The organism is Bacillus sp. B.PNR1 (genome assembly GCF_030386235.1).
GTDB classification, from domain to species: domain Bacteria; phylum Bacillota; class Bacilli; order Bacillales; family Bacillaceae; genus Bacillus; species Bacillus stercoris.
This window is the reverse complement of sequence record NZ_JANYMN010000001.1, coordinates 1,270,499-1,288,438: the sequence shown is the minus strand read 5'-3', so window position 1 is coordinate 1,288,438 and position 17,940 is coordinate 1,270,499. Positions and strand designations below refer to the sequence as shown.

Annotated in this window: 16 protein-coding genes; all 16 read left to right on the top strand. The window is 43.2% G+C overall.

Annotation, left to right across the window (positions count from 1 at the left end; genetic code table 11):
* The first annotated feature begins 62 nt into the window (after positions 1-62).
* The 16 genes from NZD81_RS06630 to mutS all read left to right on the top strand — a co-directional run bounded on the left by NZD81_RS06630 (position 63) and on the right by mutS (position 17,936).
* Positions 63-320, top strand: a complete 258-nt coding sequence (locus NZD81_RS06630) for a DUF3243 domain-containing protein (RefSeq protein WP_003245199.1) — start codon at positions 63-65, stop codon at positions 318-320.
* A 129-nt stretch (positions 321-449) separates the two neighbouring features.
* Positions 450-1,241 carry a DUF3388 domain-containing protein gene (locus NZD81_RS06625; RefSeq protein WP_040083145.1) on the top strand — a complete coding sequence of 264 codons (792 nt, stop codon included), beginning with the start codon at positions 450-452 and terminating at the stop codon, positions 1,239-1,241.
* Positions 1,242-1,259: 18 nt separating this feature from the next.
* Positions 1,260-2,174 (top strand): cell shape determination protein RodZ, encoded by a 915-nt coding sequence (gene rodZ / locus NZD81_RS06620; protein WP_069839434.1) that lies wholly within the window; start codon positions 1,260-1,262, stop codon positions 2,172-2,174.
* Between the two features lie 49 nt (positions 2,175-2,223).
* Positions 2,224-2,805 carry a CDP-diacylglycerol--glycerol-3-phosphate 3-phosphatidyltransferase gene (pgsA, locus tag NZD81_RS06615; RefSeq protein WP_014664019.1) on the top strand — a complete coding sequence of 194 codons (582 nt, stop codon included), beginning with the start codon at positions 2,224-2,226 and terminating at the stop codon, positions 2,803-2,805.
* Between the two features lie 17 nt (positions 2,806-2,822).
* Positions 2,823-4,073 carry a competence/damage-inducible protein A gene (locus tag NZD81_RS06610; RefSeq protein WP_289859788.1) on the top strand — a complete coding sequence of 417 codons (1,251 nt, stop codon included), beginning with the start codon at positions 2,823-2,825 and terminating at the stop codon, positions 4,071-4,073.
* Positions 4,074-4,245: 172 nt separating this feature from the next.
* Positions 4,246-5,292, top strand: coding sequence for a recombinase RecA (gene recA / locus NZD81_RS06605; protein WP_003245789.1), 1,047 nt, complete (start codon positions 4,246-4,248; stop codon positions 5,290-5,292).
* 167 nt (positions 5,293-5,459) lie between these two features.
* Positions 5,460-6,635, top strand: coding sequence for a serine hydrolase domain-containing protein (locus NZD81_RS06600; RefSeq protein ID WP_014664022.1), 1,176 nt, complete (start codon positions 5,460-5,462; stop codon positions 6,633-6,635).
* 276 nt (positions 6,636-6,911) lie between these two features.
* Positions 6,912-8,474, top strand: a complete 1,563-nt coding sequence (gene rny, locus NZD81_RS06595) for a ribonuclease Y (RefSeq protein WP_003221010.1) — start codon at positions 6,912-6,914, stop codon at positions 8,472-8,474.
* Positions 8,475-8,543: 69 nt separating this feature from the next.
* Positions 8,544-9,338, top strand: coding sequence for a 2',3'-cyclic-nucleotide 2'-phosphodiesterase (gene ymdB / locus NZD81_RS06590; protein WP_040083141.1), 795 nt, complete (start codon positions 8,544-8,546; stop codon positions 9,336-9,338).
* A gap of 198 nt (positions 9,339-9,536) precedes the next feature.
* Entirely contained in the window at positions 9,537-9,797 is a 261-nt protein-coding gene (gene spoVS, locus NZD81_RS06585; protein WP_003154135.1) for a stage V sporulation protein SpoVS, read from the top strand.
* A 265-nt stretch (positions 9,798-10,062) separates the two neighbouring features.
* Positions 10,063-11,106 (top strand): L-threonine 3-dehydrogenase, encoded by a 1,044-nt coding sequence (gene tdh, locus NZD81_RS06580; RefSeq protein WP_103748760.1) that lies wholly within the window; start codon positions 10,063-10,065, stop codon positions 11,104-11,106.
* 13 nt (positions 11,107-11,119) lie between these two features.
* Complete coding sequence (locus NZD81_RS06575) at positions 11,120-12,298, top strand: glycine C-acetyltransferase (protein ID WP_069149616.1); 1,179 nt, start codon at positions 11,120-11,122, stop codon at positions 12,296-12,298.
* Positions 12,299-12,442: 144 nt separating this feature from the next.
* Complete coding sequence (gene miaB, locus NZD81_RS06570) at positions 12,443-13,972, top strand: tRNA (N6-isopentenyl adenosine(37)-C2)-methylthiotransferase MiaB (RefSeq protein WP_289859783.1); 1,530 nt, start codon at positions 12,443-12,445, stop codon at positions 13,970-13,972.
* Position 13,973: 1 nt separating this feature from the next.
* A complete protein-coding gene (gene ricA / locus NZD81_RS06565) occupies positions 13,974-14,405 on the top strand; it encodes a regulatory iron-sulfur-containing complex subunit RicA (RefSeq protein ID WP_014664027.1) in 432 nt (143 codons plus the stop codon).
* A 261-nt stretch (positions 14,406-14,666) separates the two neighbouring features.
* A complete protein-coding gene (cotE, locus tag NZD81_RS06560) occupies positions 14,667-15,212 on the top strand; it encodes an outer spore coat protein CotE (protein ID WP_003221022.1) in 546 nt (181 codons plus the stop codon).
* Positions 15,213-15,344: 132 nt separating this feature from the next.
* On the top strand, positions 15,345-17,936 hold the full coding sequence (gene mutS / locus NZD81_RS06555; protein ID WP_289859780.1) for a DNA mismatch repair protein MutS: 2,592 nt from the start codon (positions 15,345-15,347) through the stop codon (positions 17,934-17,936).
* Positions 17,937-17,940 lie beyond the last annotated feature (4 nt).

The following is a 17,940-nucleotide window of genomic DNA, read 5'->3' as shown; positions in this document are numbered from 1 at the left end:
ATAGTTTCTTTTGCGAAGGACACAATAATCTTGTAACTTCACATGAAATGGAGGAAACAAGCATGTCAGTATTAGAAAACTGGGATAGCTGGAAAAACTTCCTTGGCGACCGTCTGAACTATGCGCAAGATAAAGGTATGAGCCAGGATACGATTACAGATCTTGCGACAGAAATCGGCAGCTACTTGGCTAATGAAGTGGAATCTAAGAACGAGCAGGAAAAAGTGCTGGCAGATCTTTGGAGTGTAGCATCAAAAGATGAACAGCACGCCATTGCCAATATGATGGTTAAGCTTGTTGAAAATAACAGCACTCACTAGGAAGAGAGGGGATTTTTCCTCTCTTTTTTATGTTTTCCTCATCACAGCAACATTCTTCTTTCTAATTAGAGAAAAATGCTTTATGATAAAGGAAGGTAAAATTTTGCCACAATGAAGGGGGTATATCATTTGGCAAAGCTCGAATGGTATTTTGAATATGAAATTCAAGTGAACCGCCCCGGACTGCTCGGGGATATCTCATCTCTTCTTGGGATGCTTTCTATTAACATCGTAACGATAAACGGCGTCGATCTTTCCAGAAGGGGAATGCTCCTCAGGTGCCGCCATATAGATCAAATTAAACGATTAGAATCAATCTTAAAAACGATGGAAACAATTAAAGTAACGAAGCTTAGAGAACCGAGGCTTCGCGATCGTCTTGCCGTACGCCACGGCCGCTATATTCAACGGGATGCCGATGATAAGAAAACGTTCCGCTTTGAACGGGACGAGCTTGGCTTATTAGTCGATTTTATGGCCGAATTGTTCAAAAAAGAAGGCCATAAATTAATCGGAATCAGAGGAATGCCGCGTGTCGGAAAAACGGAATCGATTGTGGCCTCCAGTGTGTGTGCAAGCAAAAGGTGGCTGTTTGTGTCCTCAACCTTGCTGAAGCAGACGATAAGAAGCCAGCTGATTGCCGAAGAATACAGCACTGAAAATGTCTTTATCGTTGACGGAATTGTGTCAACACGAAGAGGATCGGAACGCCATCTCCAGCTGGTCCGAGAAATAATGCGGCTTCCGGCAACAAAAGTGGTGGAGCATCCGGACATATTCGTTCAAAATACAGAGTATACACTAGATGACTTTGATTATATTATTGAACTGAGAAATGACCCTGATGAGGTTATTACATATGAACATGCCGAGGAACCCCAAATGTTTGATCAACCCGGGTTTTCAAGCTTTGATTTTTAAAATTGGAAGGTGTTTGTTGTGACTGAACTAGGAATCCGGCTCAAAGAAGCCAGAGAGGAAAAAGCAATGTCATTGGATGATCTCCAAGCGGCAACAAAGATTCAAAAAAGGTATTTAACCGCCTTGGAGGAAGGAAACTATGACATTATTCCGGGGAAGTTTTATGTTCGGGCATTCATCAAGCAATATGCAGAAGCCGTTGGGCTTGATGCGGATCAGCTGTTTGAGGAGCATAAAAAAGATATCCCGAATACGTATCATGACGATGTGTCTGAAAAGATCTCTGGCATGAATCTTCAAAAGGAAATGCCAAAGCCAGCATCTAAGGCGCTGGAGCTGCTGCCAACGATACTTGTCATTCTCGGCGTGATTGTCGTGATTGCCATTGTGTACGCGATCATTCAATTTGCGAATCACAAAAACAGTGATGATCACAATGCGGCATCAGAAAAAGCAATTACGCAAAGTGAGAGCAAGTACGAAATCCCTAAAGATTCAACGCTGAAAGAGAATCAAAATAACAGCTCTGAAAAAGAGACAGACACTAAAAAAGAAACGAAAGAAAACGAAGATAAGAAAAAAGAAAATGACAGTGATAAGCTGGAGATTAAAGCTGCTGGCACTGAAGGATCGTTAACGACTTATGAAGTGTCCGGCGCTGATAAAATCGAGCTTGAATTGAAGGCAGCGGACAGCTCTTGGATTCGGGTGCGCGATGAAAACAGCAGCTCTTTAAAAGAAGGAACGCTGAAAAAAGACGAAACCTATAAAAAAGATATAACTGATCAGAAACAGGTTGAAATCCGCACAGGATATGCACCTAATCTGAAAATAAAAATCAACGGCAAGGTTCTTTCATATGAACTTGATCCGAAAAAAGTGATGGCACAAACCATAAAGATTGTAAATAAAAAGGAAGAAAAGTCATCTTAATTACCAGATGACTTTTCTTCACGTCCGAGTATGAAATTGGAGGGGCTTTATGTTTAACTTACCAAATAAAATCACACTAGCTAGAATCGCATTAATCCCAATCTTCATGATTATCATGCTGGCGCCGTTTGACTGGGGCAGGCTCGAAGTTGGAGACGAATCGATCCCGATCGCACACTTGGCGGGGGCCATTCTATTTATTATTGCATCTACAACAGATTGGGTTGACGGATATTATGCCCGAAAACTGAACCTTGTAACAAACTTCGGGAAATTTCTTGATCCGCTTGCGGACAAGCTGCTTGTATCCGCAGCGTTAATTATCCTTGTTCAATTTGATCTCGCGCCAGCTTGGATGGTCATTGTGATTATCAGCAGGGAGTTTGCTGTAACAGGTTTAAGGCTTGTTTTGGCCGGAACAGGAGAAGTCGTAGCTGCTAACATGCTTGGTAAAATCAAAACGTGGGCACAGATTATTGCGGTATCCGCATTGCTTCTTCACAATCTTCCATTTGAACTTGTGTCATTCCCGTTTGCTGACTTGGCGCTGTGGGTAGCCGTCTTCTTTACTGTCGTCTCAGGCTGGGAATATTTCTCTAAAAACTGGGAAGCGTTAAAAACATCTAACTAAGAAAGAAGGACTTCGTCATGGAATTTCCAAAAAAAGCAGAAATAATTGCAGTCGGTTCAGAGCTGCTGCTTGGCCAAATCGCCAATACAAATGCTCAATTTATCAGCAAACAGCTCGCTGAAATCGGGGTCAACGTATTTTATCATACAGCGGTCGGAGACAATCCGGAGCGGCTGAAGCAGGTCATCCGCATTGCTGAAGAACGCTCTGATTTCATTATTTTTTCAGGAGGTCTTGGACCCACAAAGGATGACCTGACGAAAGAAACGATTGCAAATACGCTGGGGCGCCCGCTTGTGTTAAATGATGAGGCATTCCAATCCATTGAGGACTATTTCAAGCGAACAAAACGCACGATGTCACCTAATAACCGAAAACAGGCGCTTGTGATCGAAGGATCTGACGTGCTGGCGAATCACTTTGGAATGGCCCCGGGAATGCTCATAGAGCATGAATCGCGCTTCTATATGCTTCTTCCTGGGCCGCCGAGCGAATTGCGTCCAATGTTTGAAAACGAGGCAAAGCCTCTTCTGCTCAAAAAGATGGGTTCAAATGAAAAAATCGTGTCCACCGTTCTTCGCTTTTTCGGTATCGGCGAATCTCAGCTTGAAGCCGATTTGGAAGACATTATTGATGCACAAACCAACCCGACAATCGCTCCTTTGGCTGCTGATGGAGAGGTGACGCTGCGTCTGACAGCCAAACACGCCGATGAAAAGGAAACAGAGCGTCTGCTAAAAGAAACAGAGGCCGTTATCTTAGAGCGTGTCGGTGAATTTTTCTATGGGTACGATGATACTTCTCTTGTAAAAGAGCTATCTAAAGCATGTAAGGAAAAAGGCATTACAATTTCTGCGGCAGAAAGCTTTACTGGCGGGCTTTTTTCTGAATGGCTGACGGATCTTAGCGGTGCTTCAACATTATTTGCCGGCGGTGTTGTTTGCTATACAAACGACGTGAAGCAGAATGTGCTTGGTGTGAAGAAGGACACATTAGACCGTTTTGGAGCGGTCAGCAAGGAATGCGCAGCCGAACTAGCTAAGGGTGTTCAAAAACTCACTGGCAGCGATCTCGGCATTAGCTTTACTGGTGTAGCAGGACCTGATGCTCAAGAAGGGCATGAGCCTGGGCATGTGTTTATCGGTATTTCCGCAAATGGGAAAGAAGAGGTTCATGAGTTTCACTTTGCGGGCTCCAGAACGGGAATCAGAAAACGCGGCGCCAAATATGGCTGCCATTTAATCTTAAAGCTTTTAGAACAAAAATAATATTATCAGCACATTATCCTCCTAAGAAAGCATGATTTCTCTGATACATTATGATATTTTGATAGGAATCACGCCAAGAAAAAATCCGAATATGCGTTCGCTTTTTTCTTGGCAAATCCCTTCAAACAGGGTATAGTATATGTAGTGGTAACATAAAGGAGGAAAAAATAGAATGAGTGATCGTCAGGCAGCCTTAGATATGGCTCTTAAACAAATAGAAAAACAGTTCGGTAAAGGTTCCATTATGAAACTGGGAGAAAAGACAGATACAAGAATTTCTACTGTCCCAAGCGGCTCCCTCGCACTTGATACGGCATTGGGAATTGGCGGATATCCGCGCGGACGGATTATTGAAGTATACGGTCCTGAAAGCTCAGGTAAAACAACTGTGGCGCTTCATGCAATTGCTGAAGTACAGCAGCAGGGCGGACAAGCCGCGTTTATCGATGCGGAGCATGCGTTAGATCCGGTATACGCGCAAAAGCTTGGTGTTAACATCGAAGAGCTTTTACTGTCTCAGCCTGACACAGGCGAGCAGGCGCTTGAAATTGCGGAAGCATTGGTTCGAAGCGGGGCAGTTGACATTGTTGTTGTCGACTCTGTAGCTGCTCTCGTTCCGAAAGCGGAAATTGAAGGCGACATGGGAGATTCGCATGTCGGTCTACAAGCACGCTTAATGTCTCAAGCGCTTCGTAAGCTTTCAGGGGCCATTAACAAATCGAAGACAATCGCGATTTTCATTAACCAAATTCGTGAAAAAGTCGGCGTTATGTTCGGGAACCCGGAAACAACTCCTGGCGGCCGTGCACTGAAATTTTATTCTTCCGTGCGTCTAGAAGTGCGCCGTGCTGAACAGCTGAAACAAGGCAATGACGTAATGGGGAACAAAACGAAAATCAAAGTCGTGAAAAACAAGGTGGCTCCGCCGTTCCGTACAGCCGAGGTTGACATTATGTACGGAGAAGGCATTTCAAAAGAAGGAGAAATCATTGATCTAGGAACTGAACTTGATATCGTGCAAAAAAGCGGTTCATGGTACTCTTATGAAGAAGAGCGCCTTGGCCAAGGCCGTGAAAATGCAAAGCAATTCCTGAAAGAAAATAAAGATATCATGCTGATGATCCAGGAGCAGATTCGCGAACATTACGGCTTGGATAATAACGGAGTAGTGCAGCAGCAAGCTGAAGAGACACAAGAAGAACTCGAATTTGAAGAATAAAAATAAAATAAGTTTCAAATGATACAAAAGGCTGAGTGAAAAACTCAGCTTTTTTGTATTTTGCAAAAAAATGATAAAAATATTGCTTTTCTTGACAACTTTTTTAGGGCTTTATTCGTCTAACAAAACGTGTGCAAAATGGAATTTATTTCGGGAGGAAAAAATGAATGACGAGCCCAACCCGCAGAAGAACTGCGAAACGCAGACGGAGAAAACTAAATAAAAGAGGAAAACTTTTGCTTGGTCTTTTAGCAGTGATGGTTTGCATTACGATTTGGAATGCGCTTCATCGAAATAGTGAAGAAAACGAGCCATCTCAAGAAACTGCAGCGGTTTCAAATACCGATCAGAAAAAAGAGGTTAAAAAGAAAACTGCCAAAAAATCAGAGGAACAAATCAAAACAGTAGACCGAAATCAAAACATCAGCAATTATTTAAAAGAGATCGGTTTCAGCGGAACTGCTATGATTGTCAGAAATGGAGAAATCGTAACAAATAAAGGTTTTGGCTATGCAGACCGTGAACATCACATTCAAAATAATCCATTGACGTCTTTTTACGTCGGTTCGTCACAAAAAGCGCTGATTGCAACCGCTATTTTGCAGCTTGAGGAAAAGGGGAAACTTCAGACAAGTGATCCGGTAAGTACATATTTACCTCATTTCCCCAACGGACAAACGATTACTTTGAAGAATCTGCTTACACATACATCGGGGATAAACGGACATATTGAAGGAAACGGCGCCATTACCCCGGACGATTTAATAAAAGACATAGAACTTCAGGGAATCAAACGTCAGCCTGGCGTATGGGACTACAAGGATTCCAACTATTCTGTTCTCGCTTATATCATTGCTGAAGTAAGCGGTGAGCCGTATGAACAGTACATAAAAAAACACATTTTTAAACCGGCGGGAATGACGCATGCAGGCTTTTACAAAACATATGAAAAAGAACCTTATCCTGCCGTCGGATATAAGATGAAGGGCAGCAAAACGGTTACACCGTATATACCTGATCTATCTCAGCTGTATGGAGCGGGCGATATTTATATGAGCGCTATAGATATGTACAAATTTGACCAAGCGCTGATAGATGGAAAACTGTATTCACAAAAAAGCTATGAAAAGATGTTTACGCCAGGGAGCAGCTCCACATACGGCATGGGATTTTATGTTGCTCCCGGAAGCTATTCAAACCATGGCGTTATGCCGGGCTTCAATATCTTGAACAGCTTTAGTAAATCTGGGCAAACCATTGTTATTTTGTTCTCCAACATTCAAAATAACGCTAAATTGGGCCAAGTAAACAATAAAATATATCAGCTTCTGAATCAAGAATGATCCGTGATCTTCTTTTGGATAAATTGCATTCGGCACGGGAAAAGACGTCGGGTCTGCAAACGTTAAGATGGCAAGCTTGACAAGTATTTCCGACACATTTACAATGAAGTTGTAACATTTGTTTTTTTAACATGATTGTTAAACCATTTAAACTTGACAAGGGCGATGAACATACTCATTCCCTGTGAAGGTTCTGTATGTTGAGAAAACTAGACAATGTACATGCCGACACTTATTTAAGCAACAACCAAGTTCATAGCAAGAGGAGGTGAAAGTATGACCCCAATTATGATGGTTCTCATCTCCATTTTGCTGATTCTACTCGGTTTAGTTGTTGGCTACTTTGTTCGTAAAACCATTGCCGAAGCGAAAATTGCGGGCGCACGCGGTGCAGCCGAGCAAATTCTTGAAGATGCAAAGCGTGATGCTGAAGCACTGAAAAAAGAAGCTCTGCTTGAAGCAAAGGATGAAATCCACAAACTTCGAATAGATGCTGAACAGGAAGTTCGTGAAAGACGAAATGAGCTTCAAAAACAAGAAAACCGTTTACTCCAAAAGGAGGAAAACCTTGATCGCAAACATGAGGGAATTGATAAACGGGAAGCGATGTTGGAGAAGAAAGATCATTCTCTGAATGAACGACAACAACATATTGAAGAGATGGAAAGCAAAGTGGATGAGATGATTCGTATGCAGCAGTCAGAGTTGGAACGAATTTCGAGTCTGACTCGTGATGAAGCAAAGCAAATCATTCTTGAGCGGGTTGAAAACGAGCTTTCACATGACATCGCCATCATGACAAAAGAAACTGAAAACCGTGCGAAAGAAGAGGCGGATAAGAAAGCGAAAAACATTCTTTCACTCGCCTTACAGCGCTGCGCAGCGGACCACGTTGCCGAAACAACGGTATCAGTTGTCAATCTTCCAAATGATGAGATGAAAGGACGTATCATCGGACGGGAAGGGCGTAACATTCGTACGCTTGAAACGCTGACAGGAATTGACCTGATTATTGATGATACACCTGAAGCTGTCATTCTTTCCGGATTTGATCCGATCAGACGTGAGACAGCCAGAATTGCTCTTGATAAACTCGTTCAGGATGGCCGAATTCATCCGGCACGGATTGAAGAAATGGTTGAAAAATCTCGTCGCGAGGTCGATGACTATATTCGTGAGATGGGTGAACAGACAACATTTGAGGTTGGTGTTCACGGCCTCCACCCAGATCTCATCAAGATTCTCGGCCGCTTAAAGTTCCGTACAAGCTACGGTCAAAATGTGCTTAAGCATTCCATGGAAGTCGCATTCTTGGCCGGTCTAATGGCATCGGAGCTTGGTGAAGACGCAAAGCTTGCCAAACGTGCGGGTCTTCTTCACGACATCGGGAAAGCAATTGACCATGAAGTAGAAGGAAGCCACGTTGAAATCGGGGTAGAGCTTGCGACCAAATATAAAGAGCACCCAGTCGTGATTAACAGTATTGCATCACACCACGGGGATGAGGAGCCAACTTCCATTATCGCTGTGCTGGTCGCTGCAGCAGATGCGCTTTCCGCTGCAAGGCCTGGCGCGAGAAGTGAGACGCTTGAGAATTATATTCGAAGACTTGAAAAACTCGAAGAAATTTCTGAGTCCTACGAAGGTGTTGAAAAATCATTTGCCATTCAGGCTGGACGCGAAGTGCGCATTATGGTGAAGCCGGATTCAATTAATGATCTTGAAGCTCATCGACTGGCGCGAGATATCCGCAAGCGAATTGAGGACGAGCTCGATTATCCAGGTCATATTAAGGTGACTGTAATCAGAGAAACTCGTGCCGTAGAGTATGCAAAATAAAGTGATGCGCTAAGCATCACTTTATTTTTTTGACGGCTAAGGAATTTTCAAGAAGAAAGGATTTACAAAATGAGAATTTTATTTATCGGAGATGTTGTCGGTTCACCGGGCCGTGACATGGTCAAAGAATATGTACCAAAGTTAAAAACAAAATATAAGCCTCACTTTACCATTATTAATGGTGAAAACGCCGCACACGGAAAAGGCCTGACGGAAAAAATTTATCACAGCTTAATCCAGTCCGGTGCAGATGCAATCACAATGGGGAACCACACATGGGACAAAAAAGAAATTTTTGATTTTATAGATGACGTTCCGAATTTGGTTCGCCCGGCAAACTTTCCTGAAGGAACACCGGGGAAAGGGATCACATATGTGAAAGCAAACGGCAAAGAACTTGCGGTTATTAATTTGCAGGGACGTACGTTTTTACCGCCTCTTGATGACCCGTTTTTAAAAGCGGATGAATTGATTGCTGAAGCTGCGAAAAGAACACCGTACATTTTTATCGACTTTCATGCCGAAGCGACAAGTGAAAAGCTCGCGCTTGGCTGGTACACGGATGGACGGGCATCAGCTGTTGTAGGAACTCATACACACGTGCAGACAGCGGATAACCGCATTTTGCCGAAGGGAACGGCATATATTACTGATGTAGGAATGACTGGCCCATATGACGGTATACTGGGAATGGACAGAGAGACGATTATTAAACGATTCAAAACGAACCTTCCAGTCCGGTTTACTGTCGCTGAAGGGAAAACAACGCTCAGCGGAGTTGTCATTGACATAGATGATCAAACGAAAAAAGCCGTGAAAATCGAGCGTGTTTTAATCAATGATGATCACATGTTCTTTGAATAATTGAACATAGGTTATTTTATAAAAATATTAAAAAGAAAAGCAGGAATATAGCAACTCCTTAGTGAATATAGTAAAAATGGAAGGTAGCCCGCTATTTTTGAAAAGCATTGTGGGGATGGCTTTTTGGATAGCAACATCTAATAATGATTGTTCTAATGAACACTCACTTATCCATTGTAAAACTAAGGGGGAGCAGAAATGGAAATCTTAAAAGTTTCAGCAAAATCGAGTCCAAATTCAGTGGCAGGTGCGCTTGCAGGCGTGTTGAGAGAGCGAGGAGCCGCCGAGATTCAAGCGATCGGAGCTGGTGCATTAAACCAGGCTGTAAAAGCTGTGGCGATTGCCAGGGGATTTGTGGCGCCTAGCGGCGTAGATTTGATTTGTATTCCGGCTTTTACAGATATTCAAATCGATGGGGAAGAAAGAACAGCGATTAAATTAATCGTGGAACCTCGCTAAAAACAAATAAAGTATTCTCAACCTGTTTGCGTAATGCAAACAGGTTGTTTTTCATTTATTGTGATATTTTCTCCCGATAGTATTTTTGGCATATAATGGGCGGATATGCAAAATCAGAAATGAGCTAAAACGTTTCAAAAAAAAAATTCCGCCCATTTTTCAAGACAGATACTTTTGTCCTTCTGGAAAAGACAGTGCTGTTTACGCTTATTCCATATCATGGTACAATCCGAATGTAACAAGAATTTTTCAAGGAGGATTGTACATGCAGAGTGGAAAGATGAAAGCTCTAATGAAAAAGGACGGGGCGTTCGGTGCTGTGCTGACTGAAGTTCCTATTCCTGAGATTGATAAACATGAAGTCCTCATAAAAGTGAAAGCTGCTTCCATATGCGGCACGGATGTGCACATTTATAATTGGGATCAATGGGCACGTCAGAGAATCAAAACACCCTATGTTTTCGGTCATGAGTTCAGCGGAATTGTTGAAGCTGTGGGAGAGAATGTCAGCGGTGTAAAAGCAGGAGAATATGTGTCGGCGGAAACACACATTGTCTGCGGTGAATGTGTCCCTTGTGTAACAGGAAAATCTCATGTTTGCACCAATACTGCGATTATTGGAGTGGACACGGCAGGCTGTTTTGCGGAATATGTAAAAGTTCCCGCTGATAACATCTGGAGAAATCCTGCTGAAATGGACCCGTCGATTGCTTCTATTCAAGAGCCTTTAGGAAATGCAGTTCATACCGTACTGGAGAGCCAGCCTGCAGGAGGAACGACTGCAGTGATTGGATGCGGACCGATTGGTCTTATGGCTGTTGCGGTTGCAAAAGCAGCAGGAGCTTCTCAGGTGATAGCAATCGATAAGAATGAATACAGGCTGAGGCTTGCCAAACAAATGGGAGCGACTTGTACTGTTTCTATTGAAAAAGAAGATCCGCTCAAAATTGTAAGCGCTTTAACGAATGGAGAAGGCGCAGATCTTGTTTGTGAGATGTCCGGCCATCCCTCAGCGATTGCCCAAGGTCTTGCGATGGCTGCGAATGGCGGGAGGTTTCATATTCTGAGCTTGCCGGAACATCCGGTGACAATTGATTTAACGAATAAAGTGGTATTTAAGGGGCTTACGATCCAAGGAATCACAGGAAGAAAAATGTTTTCAACCTGGCGCCAGGTGTCTCAACTGATCAGTTCAAACGTGCTCGATCTATCACCTGTTATTACCCATCAGTTTCCGTTAGAGGAGTTTGAAAAAGGTTTCGAACTGATGAGAAGCGGCCAGTGCGGAAAAGTAATTTTAATTCCATAAAAGGGGGATAAACATGACGAAGGAATTTGAGTTTTTAAAAGCAGAGCTTGATAGAATGAAAGAAAACCATACATGGCAAGACATAAAACAGCTTGAATCTATGCAAGGCCCATCTGTCACAGTCAATCATCAAAAAGTCATTCAGCTTTCTTCTAATAATTACCTCGGATTTACTTCACATCCTAGACTCATCAACGCCGCACAGGAGGCCGTACAGCAGTATGGAGCCGGCACCGGATCAGTGAGAACGATTGCCGGCACATTTACCATGCATCAAGAACTTGAGAAAAAGCTGGCAGCCTTTAAAAAAACGGAGGCAGCACTTGTATTCCAATCAGGCTTCACAACGAACCAAGGCGTACTTTCAAGTATTCTTACAAAAGAGGATATTGTCATCTCAGATGAGCTGAACCATGCCTCTATTATTGACGGAATTCGACTGACAAAGGCGGATAAAAAGGTGTATCAGCACGTCGATATGAGTGATTTAGAGCGGGTGCTGAGAAAGTCAATGAATTATCGGATGCGTCTGATTGTGACAGACGGCGTATTTTCCATGGATGGCAACATAGCTCCTTTGCCTGATATTGTAGAGCTCGCTGAGAAGTATGACGCATTTGTGATGGTGGATGACGCCCATGCATCCGGAGTGCTTGGCGAAAACGGCAGAGGAACGGTGAATCACTTCGGTCTTGATGGCAGAGTTCATATTCAGGTCGGAACACTAAGCAAGGCAATCGGAGTGCTTGGCGGCTATGCTGCAGGTTCAAAGGTGCTGATCGATTATTTGCGCCATAAAGGCCGTCCGTTTTTATTCAGCACATCCCATCCGCCTGCTGTCACTGCCGCTTGTATGGAAGCAATCGATGTCTTGCTGGAAGAGCCGGAGCATATGGAGCGCTTGTGGGAAAATACCGCTTATTTTAAAGCAATGCTTGTAAAAATGGGCCTGACTCTCACGAAGAGTGAAACGCCGATTCTTCCTATTTTAATAGGTGATGAAGGTGTGGCAAAGCAATTTTCTGATCAGCTCCTTTCTCGAGGCGTTTTTGCCCAAAGCATCGTTTTCCCGACTGTAGCAAAGGGTAAAGCCAGAATTCGCACGATTATAACAGCTGAGCATACCAAAGATGAACTGGATCAGGCGCTTGATGTCATCGAAAAGACGGCAAAGGAGCTCCAGCTATTGTAGGAGGAAGAGCAAACTCTTCCTCTTTTGATTCCTTATTGATTATTATTCTCAATGAGTGTACAATGATAGGTTGCCAGTTGTGCAGAGCTTCAATAACCTTTATACTGAAGGGTGGAAGTTTGGTTTGAAAGGAGAAAATATGATATGAATGAAAAACAAAAATTAGAGAGCGGACAAGTAAATCCATCGGACAAAAAATCCGAGAAGGATTACAGCAAGTACTTTGAAGCTGTTTACATTCCGCCTTCCTTAAAAGACGCGAAAAAACGAGGCAAGGAAGCCGTTACTTATCATAATGACTTTAAAATTTCTGAACAATTTAAAGGCTTGGGAGACGGAAGAAAGTTTTATATCCGTACGTATGGCTGCCAAATGAATGAACACGATACAGAGGTTATGGCAGGAATCTTTATGGCGCTCGGTTACGAAGCGACAAACTCTGTTGATGATGCCAATGTCATTTTGTTAAACACATGCGCGATCCGTGAAAATGCCGAAAACAAGGTGTTTGGTGAGCTCGGGCACTTAAAAGCACTGAAAAAAAACAATCCCGATCTGATTCTAGGCGTGTGCGGCTGTATGTCTCAAGAGGAATCAGTCGTGAACCGGATTTTGAAAAAACATCCGTTTGTCGATATGATTTTCGGAACCCATAACATTCATCGCCTGCCGGAGCTTTTGTCAGAAGCATACCTTTCAAAAGAAATGGTCGTAGAAGTTTGGTCCAAGGAAGGGGACGTTATTGAAAACCTTCCGAAAGTCCGGAACGGAAAAATTAAGGGCTGGGTCAATATTATGTACGGCTGTGACAAATTCTGTACGTATTGCATTGTGCCTTACACACGCGGAAAAGAAAGAAGCCGCCGCCCTGAGGAAATCATTCAGGAAGTGAGAAGGCTTGCGAGTGAAGGCTATAAGGAAATTACACTGTTAGGCCAAAACGTAAACGCATATGGAAAAGACTTTGAAGATATGACGTACGGACTTGGTGATTTGATGGATGAACTGAGAAAAATCGATATCCCGAGAATCCGCTTTACAACGAGTCATCCGCGCGACTTTGATGATCGCCTCATTGAAGTGCTGGCGAAAGGCGGAAATCTGCTTGATCACATTCATCTCCCGGTTCAATCAGGAAGCTCAGAAGTTCTGAAGCTGATGGCCCGCAAATATGACAGAGAGCGTTACATGGAGCTGGTTCAAAAAATTAAAGAAGCAATGCCGAACGCTTCTTTGACAACGGACATTATCGTCGGATTTCCGAACGAAACGGACGAGCAGTTTGAAGAAACGCTTTCTCTATATCGTGAGGTGGAGTTTGACAGCGCCTATACGTTCATTTACTCTCCGCGTGAGGGCACTCCGGCTGCTAAGATGAAAGATAATGTACCGATGCGTGTGAAAAAAGAGCGCCTGCAGCGTCTAAACGCACTGGTGAATGAAATTTCTGCTAAAAAAATGAAGGAATACGAAGGCAAGGTTGTCGAAGTATTAGTTGAGGGTGAAAGCAAAAATAACCCTGATATTCTTGCCGGCTATACTGAAAAAAGCAAGCTTGTCAATTTCAAAGGGCCGAAGGAAGCCATCGGCAAAATTGTCCGCGTGAAAATCCAGCAAGCGAAAACATGGTCGCTTGATGGAGAAATGGTAGGAGAAGCAATCGAGGTGAAATAAGATGACGCTCTACTCAAAAAAAGACATTGTGCAGCAGGCACGGAACCTTGCAAAAATGATCTCTGAAACAGAAGAGGTTGATTTTTTCAAACGAGCTGAAGCGCAAATCAATGAGAATGACAAAGTGTCTGCAATCGTTAATCAGATTAAAGCCTTGCAAAAGCAGGCTGTCAATCTGAAGCATTATGAAAAGCATGAAGCGCTCAAACAAGTAGAAGCAAAAATTGACGCGCTGCAAGAAGAGCTTGAAGGGATTCCTGTTATCCAGGAATTCAGAGACTCGCAGATGGAGGTAAATGACCTACTGCAGCTCGTTGCACACACCATTTCCAACCAAGTCACAAATGAAATCATCACGTCAACCGGAGGCGACCTGCTGAAAGGGGAAACCGGTTCTAAGGTGAAGCATTCAAATAACAGCTGTTCTCTCTAAACACGGTGCCTTTACAGGCCCGTGTTTTTTTATCATTTATTTGGTTATAAATGAACTAAATAATCTATGTACTGAATGTTCAATTGGTTTTTCTGTGCTCAGCCGCGAGTAAACTTTATCGTACTTATAAGTAAAGTTTCTAGGCACACCTGCATACAATGGAACAGAAACTTTGTATTTTTATATTTTATTTATAAAAATGCACACTAGACAAATGCCCAGCATAAGATAACACGAAGAAGAACAAGGAGGCATGCCGGAATGTCTGAATACAGGGAAATTATCACGAAGGCAGTAGTAGCGAAAGGCCGAAAATTCACCCAATGCACCAACACTATCTCCCCTGAGAAAAAACCTAGCAGCATTTTGGGTGGTTGGATTATTAACCACAAGTACGACGCTGAAAAAATTGGAAAAACGGTAGAAATTGAAGGGTATTATGATATAAACGTATGGTACTCATACGCGGACAACACAAAGACAGAGGTTGTCACAGAACGGGTAAAATACGTAGATGTCATTAAACTCAGATACAGAGACAATAATTACTTAGATGATGAGCATGAAGTAATTGCCAAAGTGCTTCAGCAGCCAAACTGCCTTGAAGTGACTATTTCGCCAAATGGAAATAAAATCGTTGTGCAGGCAGAAAGAGAATTTTTGGCGGAAGTGGTAGGAGAAACAAAGGTAGTTGTTGAGGTCAATCCTGACTGGGAAGAGGAAGACGAGGAAGATTGGGAAGATGAGCTTGATGAAGAGCTTGAAGACATCAACCCGGAATTTTTAGTGGGAGATCCTGAAGAATAAAAAAGGGACTAGGGGAGACAGTACCCCCAAGTCTCTTTTTTATATTGATATATCATTCTTTTATCACTTTTTGTTTATGTTATAATGAAGGTTGGAAAATAGATACGTTGATACATAGTGAGGGATTAAACAATGGCCGGATATACGCCTATGATACAGCAATATTTAAAAATTAAGGCAGAGCACCAGGATGCCTTTTTATTTTTTCGACTGGGTGATTTTTACGAAATGTTTTTTGAGGACGCTAAAAAAGCGTCACAAGAGCTGGAAATTACATTAACGAGCAGAGACGGCGGTGGGGCAGAAAAAATACCGATGTGCGGTGTGCCGTATCATTCTGCTTCCGCGTATATTGAACAGCTTATTAAAAAAGGATACAAAGTGGCGATCTGTGAACAGACGGAAGATCCGAAGGCCGCAAAGGGTGTTGTAAAAAGAGAAGTGGTTCAGCTTATTACGCCCGGAACTGTAATGGACGGAAAAGGCATCCATGAATCGGAAAATAACTTTATCGCATCTGTTTCAGTCTGCTCGAATGGATACGGGCTTGCGCTTTCCGATTTAACAACGGGAGAAAATTTGGCTGTTTTGATTGAACGGCTTGAAGACGTCATATCAGAAATTTATTCCGTCGGCGCCCGGGAGATCGTGGTTTCAGGAAGCCTGGATGCCGATACAGTCGGACAGCTGAAAGAGCGGTGCGGTGCAACGATTTCAATTGAAGACGGAGAAATAGACGAACACGTCACGATCATTGAGCACTTAAATAATGAAGATGTAACAAAAACATTTATGCGCTTATATGCGTATCTGAAAAGAACCCAAAAGCGCAGCCTTGATCATCTTCAGCCTGTGCAGGTGTATGAGCTTGAGGAAGCGATGAAAATCGACTTGTACTCAAAGCGTAACCTAGAGCTGACCGAAACGATCCGTTCGAAAAATAAAAAAGGCTCCCTTTTGTGGCTGCTGGATGAAACAAAAACGGCAATGGGAGGCCGGCTTCTTAAACAATGGATTGACCGGCCGCTTATCAGAGTCAATCAAATCGAAGAGCGCCAAGAAATGGTGGAAACATTGATGTCCCATTTCTTTGAACGGGAAGATCTGCGTGAACGGTTAAAAGAAGTATATGATTTAGAACGTCTTGCCGGCCGCGTGGCATTCGGAAATGTCAATGCCCGGGATTTGATTCAGCTGAAGGAATCGTTAAAGCAAGTGCCTGGCATCAAACAGCTGGTTGCTTCACTTGCTCATGACAAGGCCAAGGAACGTGCAGAGCGTATTGACCCTTGCGGAGATGTACTTGAACTGCTGGAAGAAGCGCTGTACGAAAACCCTCCTTTATCGTTAAAAGAAGGGAACCTGATTAAAGACGGTTACAATCAAAAGCTTGATGAATACCGTGATGCAAGCAGAAACGGAAAAGACTGGATTGCCCGCCTGGAACAGCAGGAGCGGGAATACACAGGCATTCGCTCTTTAAAGGTCGGCTTTAATAAAGTTTTCGGTTATTACATTGAGGTGACAAAAGCAAATTTGCATTTGCTTGAGGAAGGGCGTTATGAGCGGAAGCAGACGTTAACGAATGCAGAGCGCTACATTACACCAGAATTAAAAGAAAAAGAAGCGCTCATTTTAGAAGCGGAAAATAACATCTGTGAGCTGGAGTACGAGCTGTTTACCGAGCTGCGCGAGAAAGTGAAGCAGTATATTCCGCGGCTTCAGCAGCTTGCAAAACAGATGAGCGAGCTGGATGCGCTGCAATGCTTTGCGACAATTAGTGAAAATCGTCACTACACGAAACCGGAGTTCTCTAAAGATGAAGTCGAAGTGATTGAAGGCAGACACCCGGTTGTTGAAAAAGTCATGGACAGCCAGGAATATGTCCCGAACAACTGTATGATGGGCGATAACAGACAAATGCTTCTCATTACAGGTCCAAACATGTCAGGGAAAAGCACGTATATGAGACAAATCGCGCTCATTTCCATTATGGCGCAAATCGGCTGCTTTGTACCCGCGAAAAAAGCGGTGCTTCCGATTTTTGATCAAATTTTTACGCGAATCGGCGCTGCAGATGATTTGATTTCCGGACAAAGTACATTTATGGTAGAAATGCTTGAAGCGAAAAATGCGATTGTCAATGCGACGAAAAACAGCCTCATTTTGTTTGATGAAATTGGGCGGGGCACGTCCACTTATGATGGCATGGCGCTGGCACAGGCGATTATTGAGTATGTTCACGATCATATCGGCGCCAAGACGCTGTTCAGCACACACTATCACGAGCTGACCGTTCTGGAGGACAAGCTGCCTCAGCTGAAAAACGTTCATGTTCGCGCTGAAGAATATAACGGAACGGTTGTCTTTCTTCATCAAATTAAAGAAGGTGCTGCTGATAAAAGCTATGGTATCCATGTAGCTCAGCTTGCTGAGCTGCCTGAAGATCTGATTGCGCGGGCTCAAGATATTTTAAAAGAGCTGGAGCAGTCAGGAAACAAACCAGAGGTGCCCGTGCATAAATCTCAGGAGGCGAAACCCCAGGTGAAAGAAGAACCGGCACAACTTTCCTTTTTTGACGAAGGGGAAAAGCCGGCTGAAACACCAAAGCTTTCAAAAAAAGAAAAGCAGGTGCTCGATGCCTTCAAATCACTTAATATACTTGATATGACACCGCTTGAAGCGATGAATGAAATGTACAAGCTGCAAAAGAAATTACATTAAAACG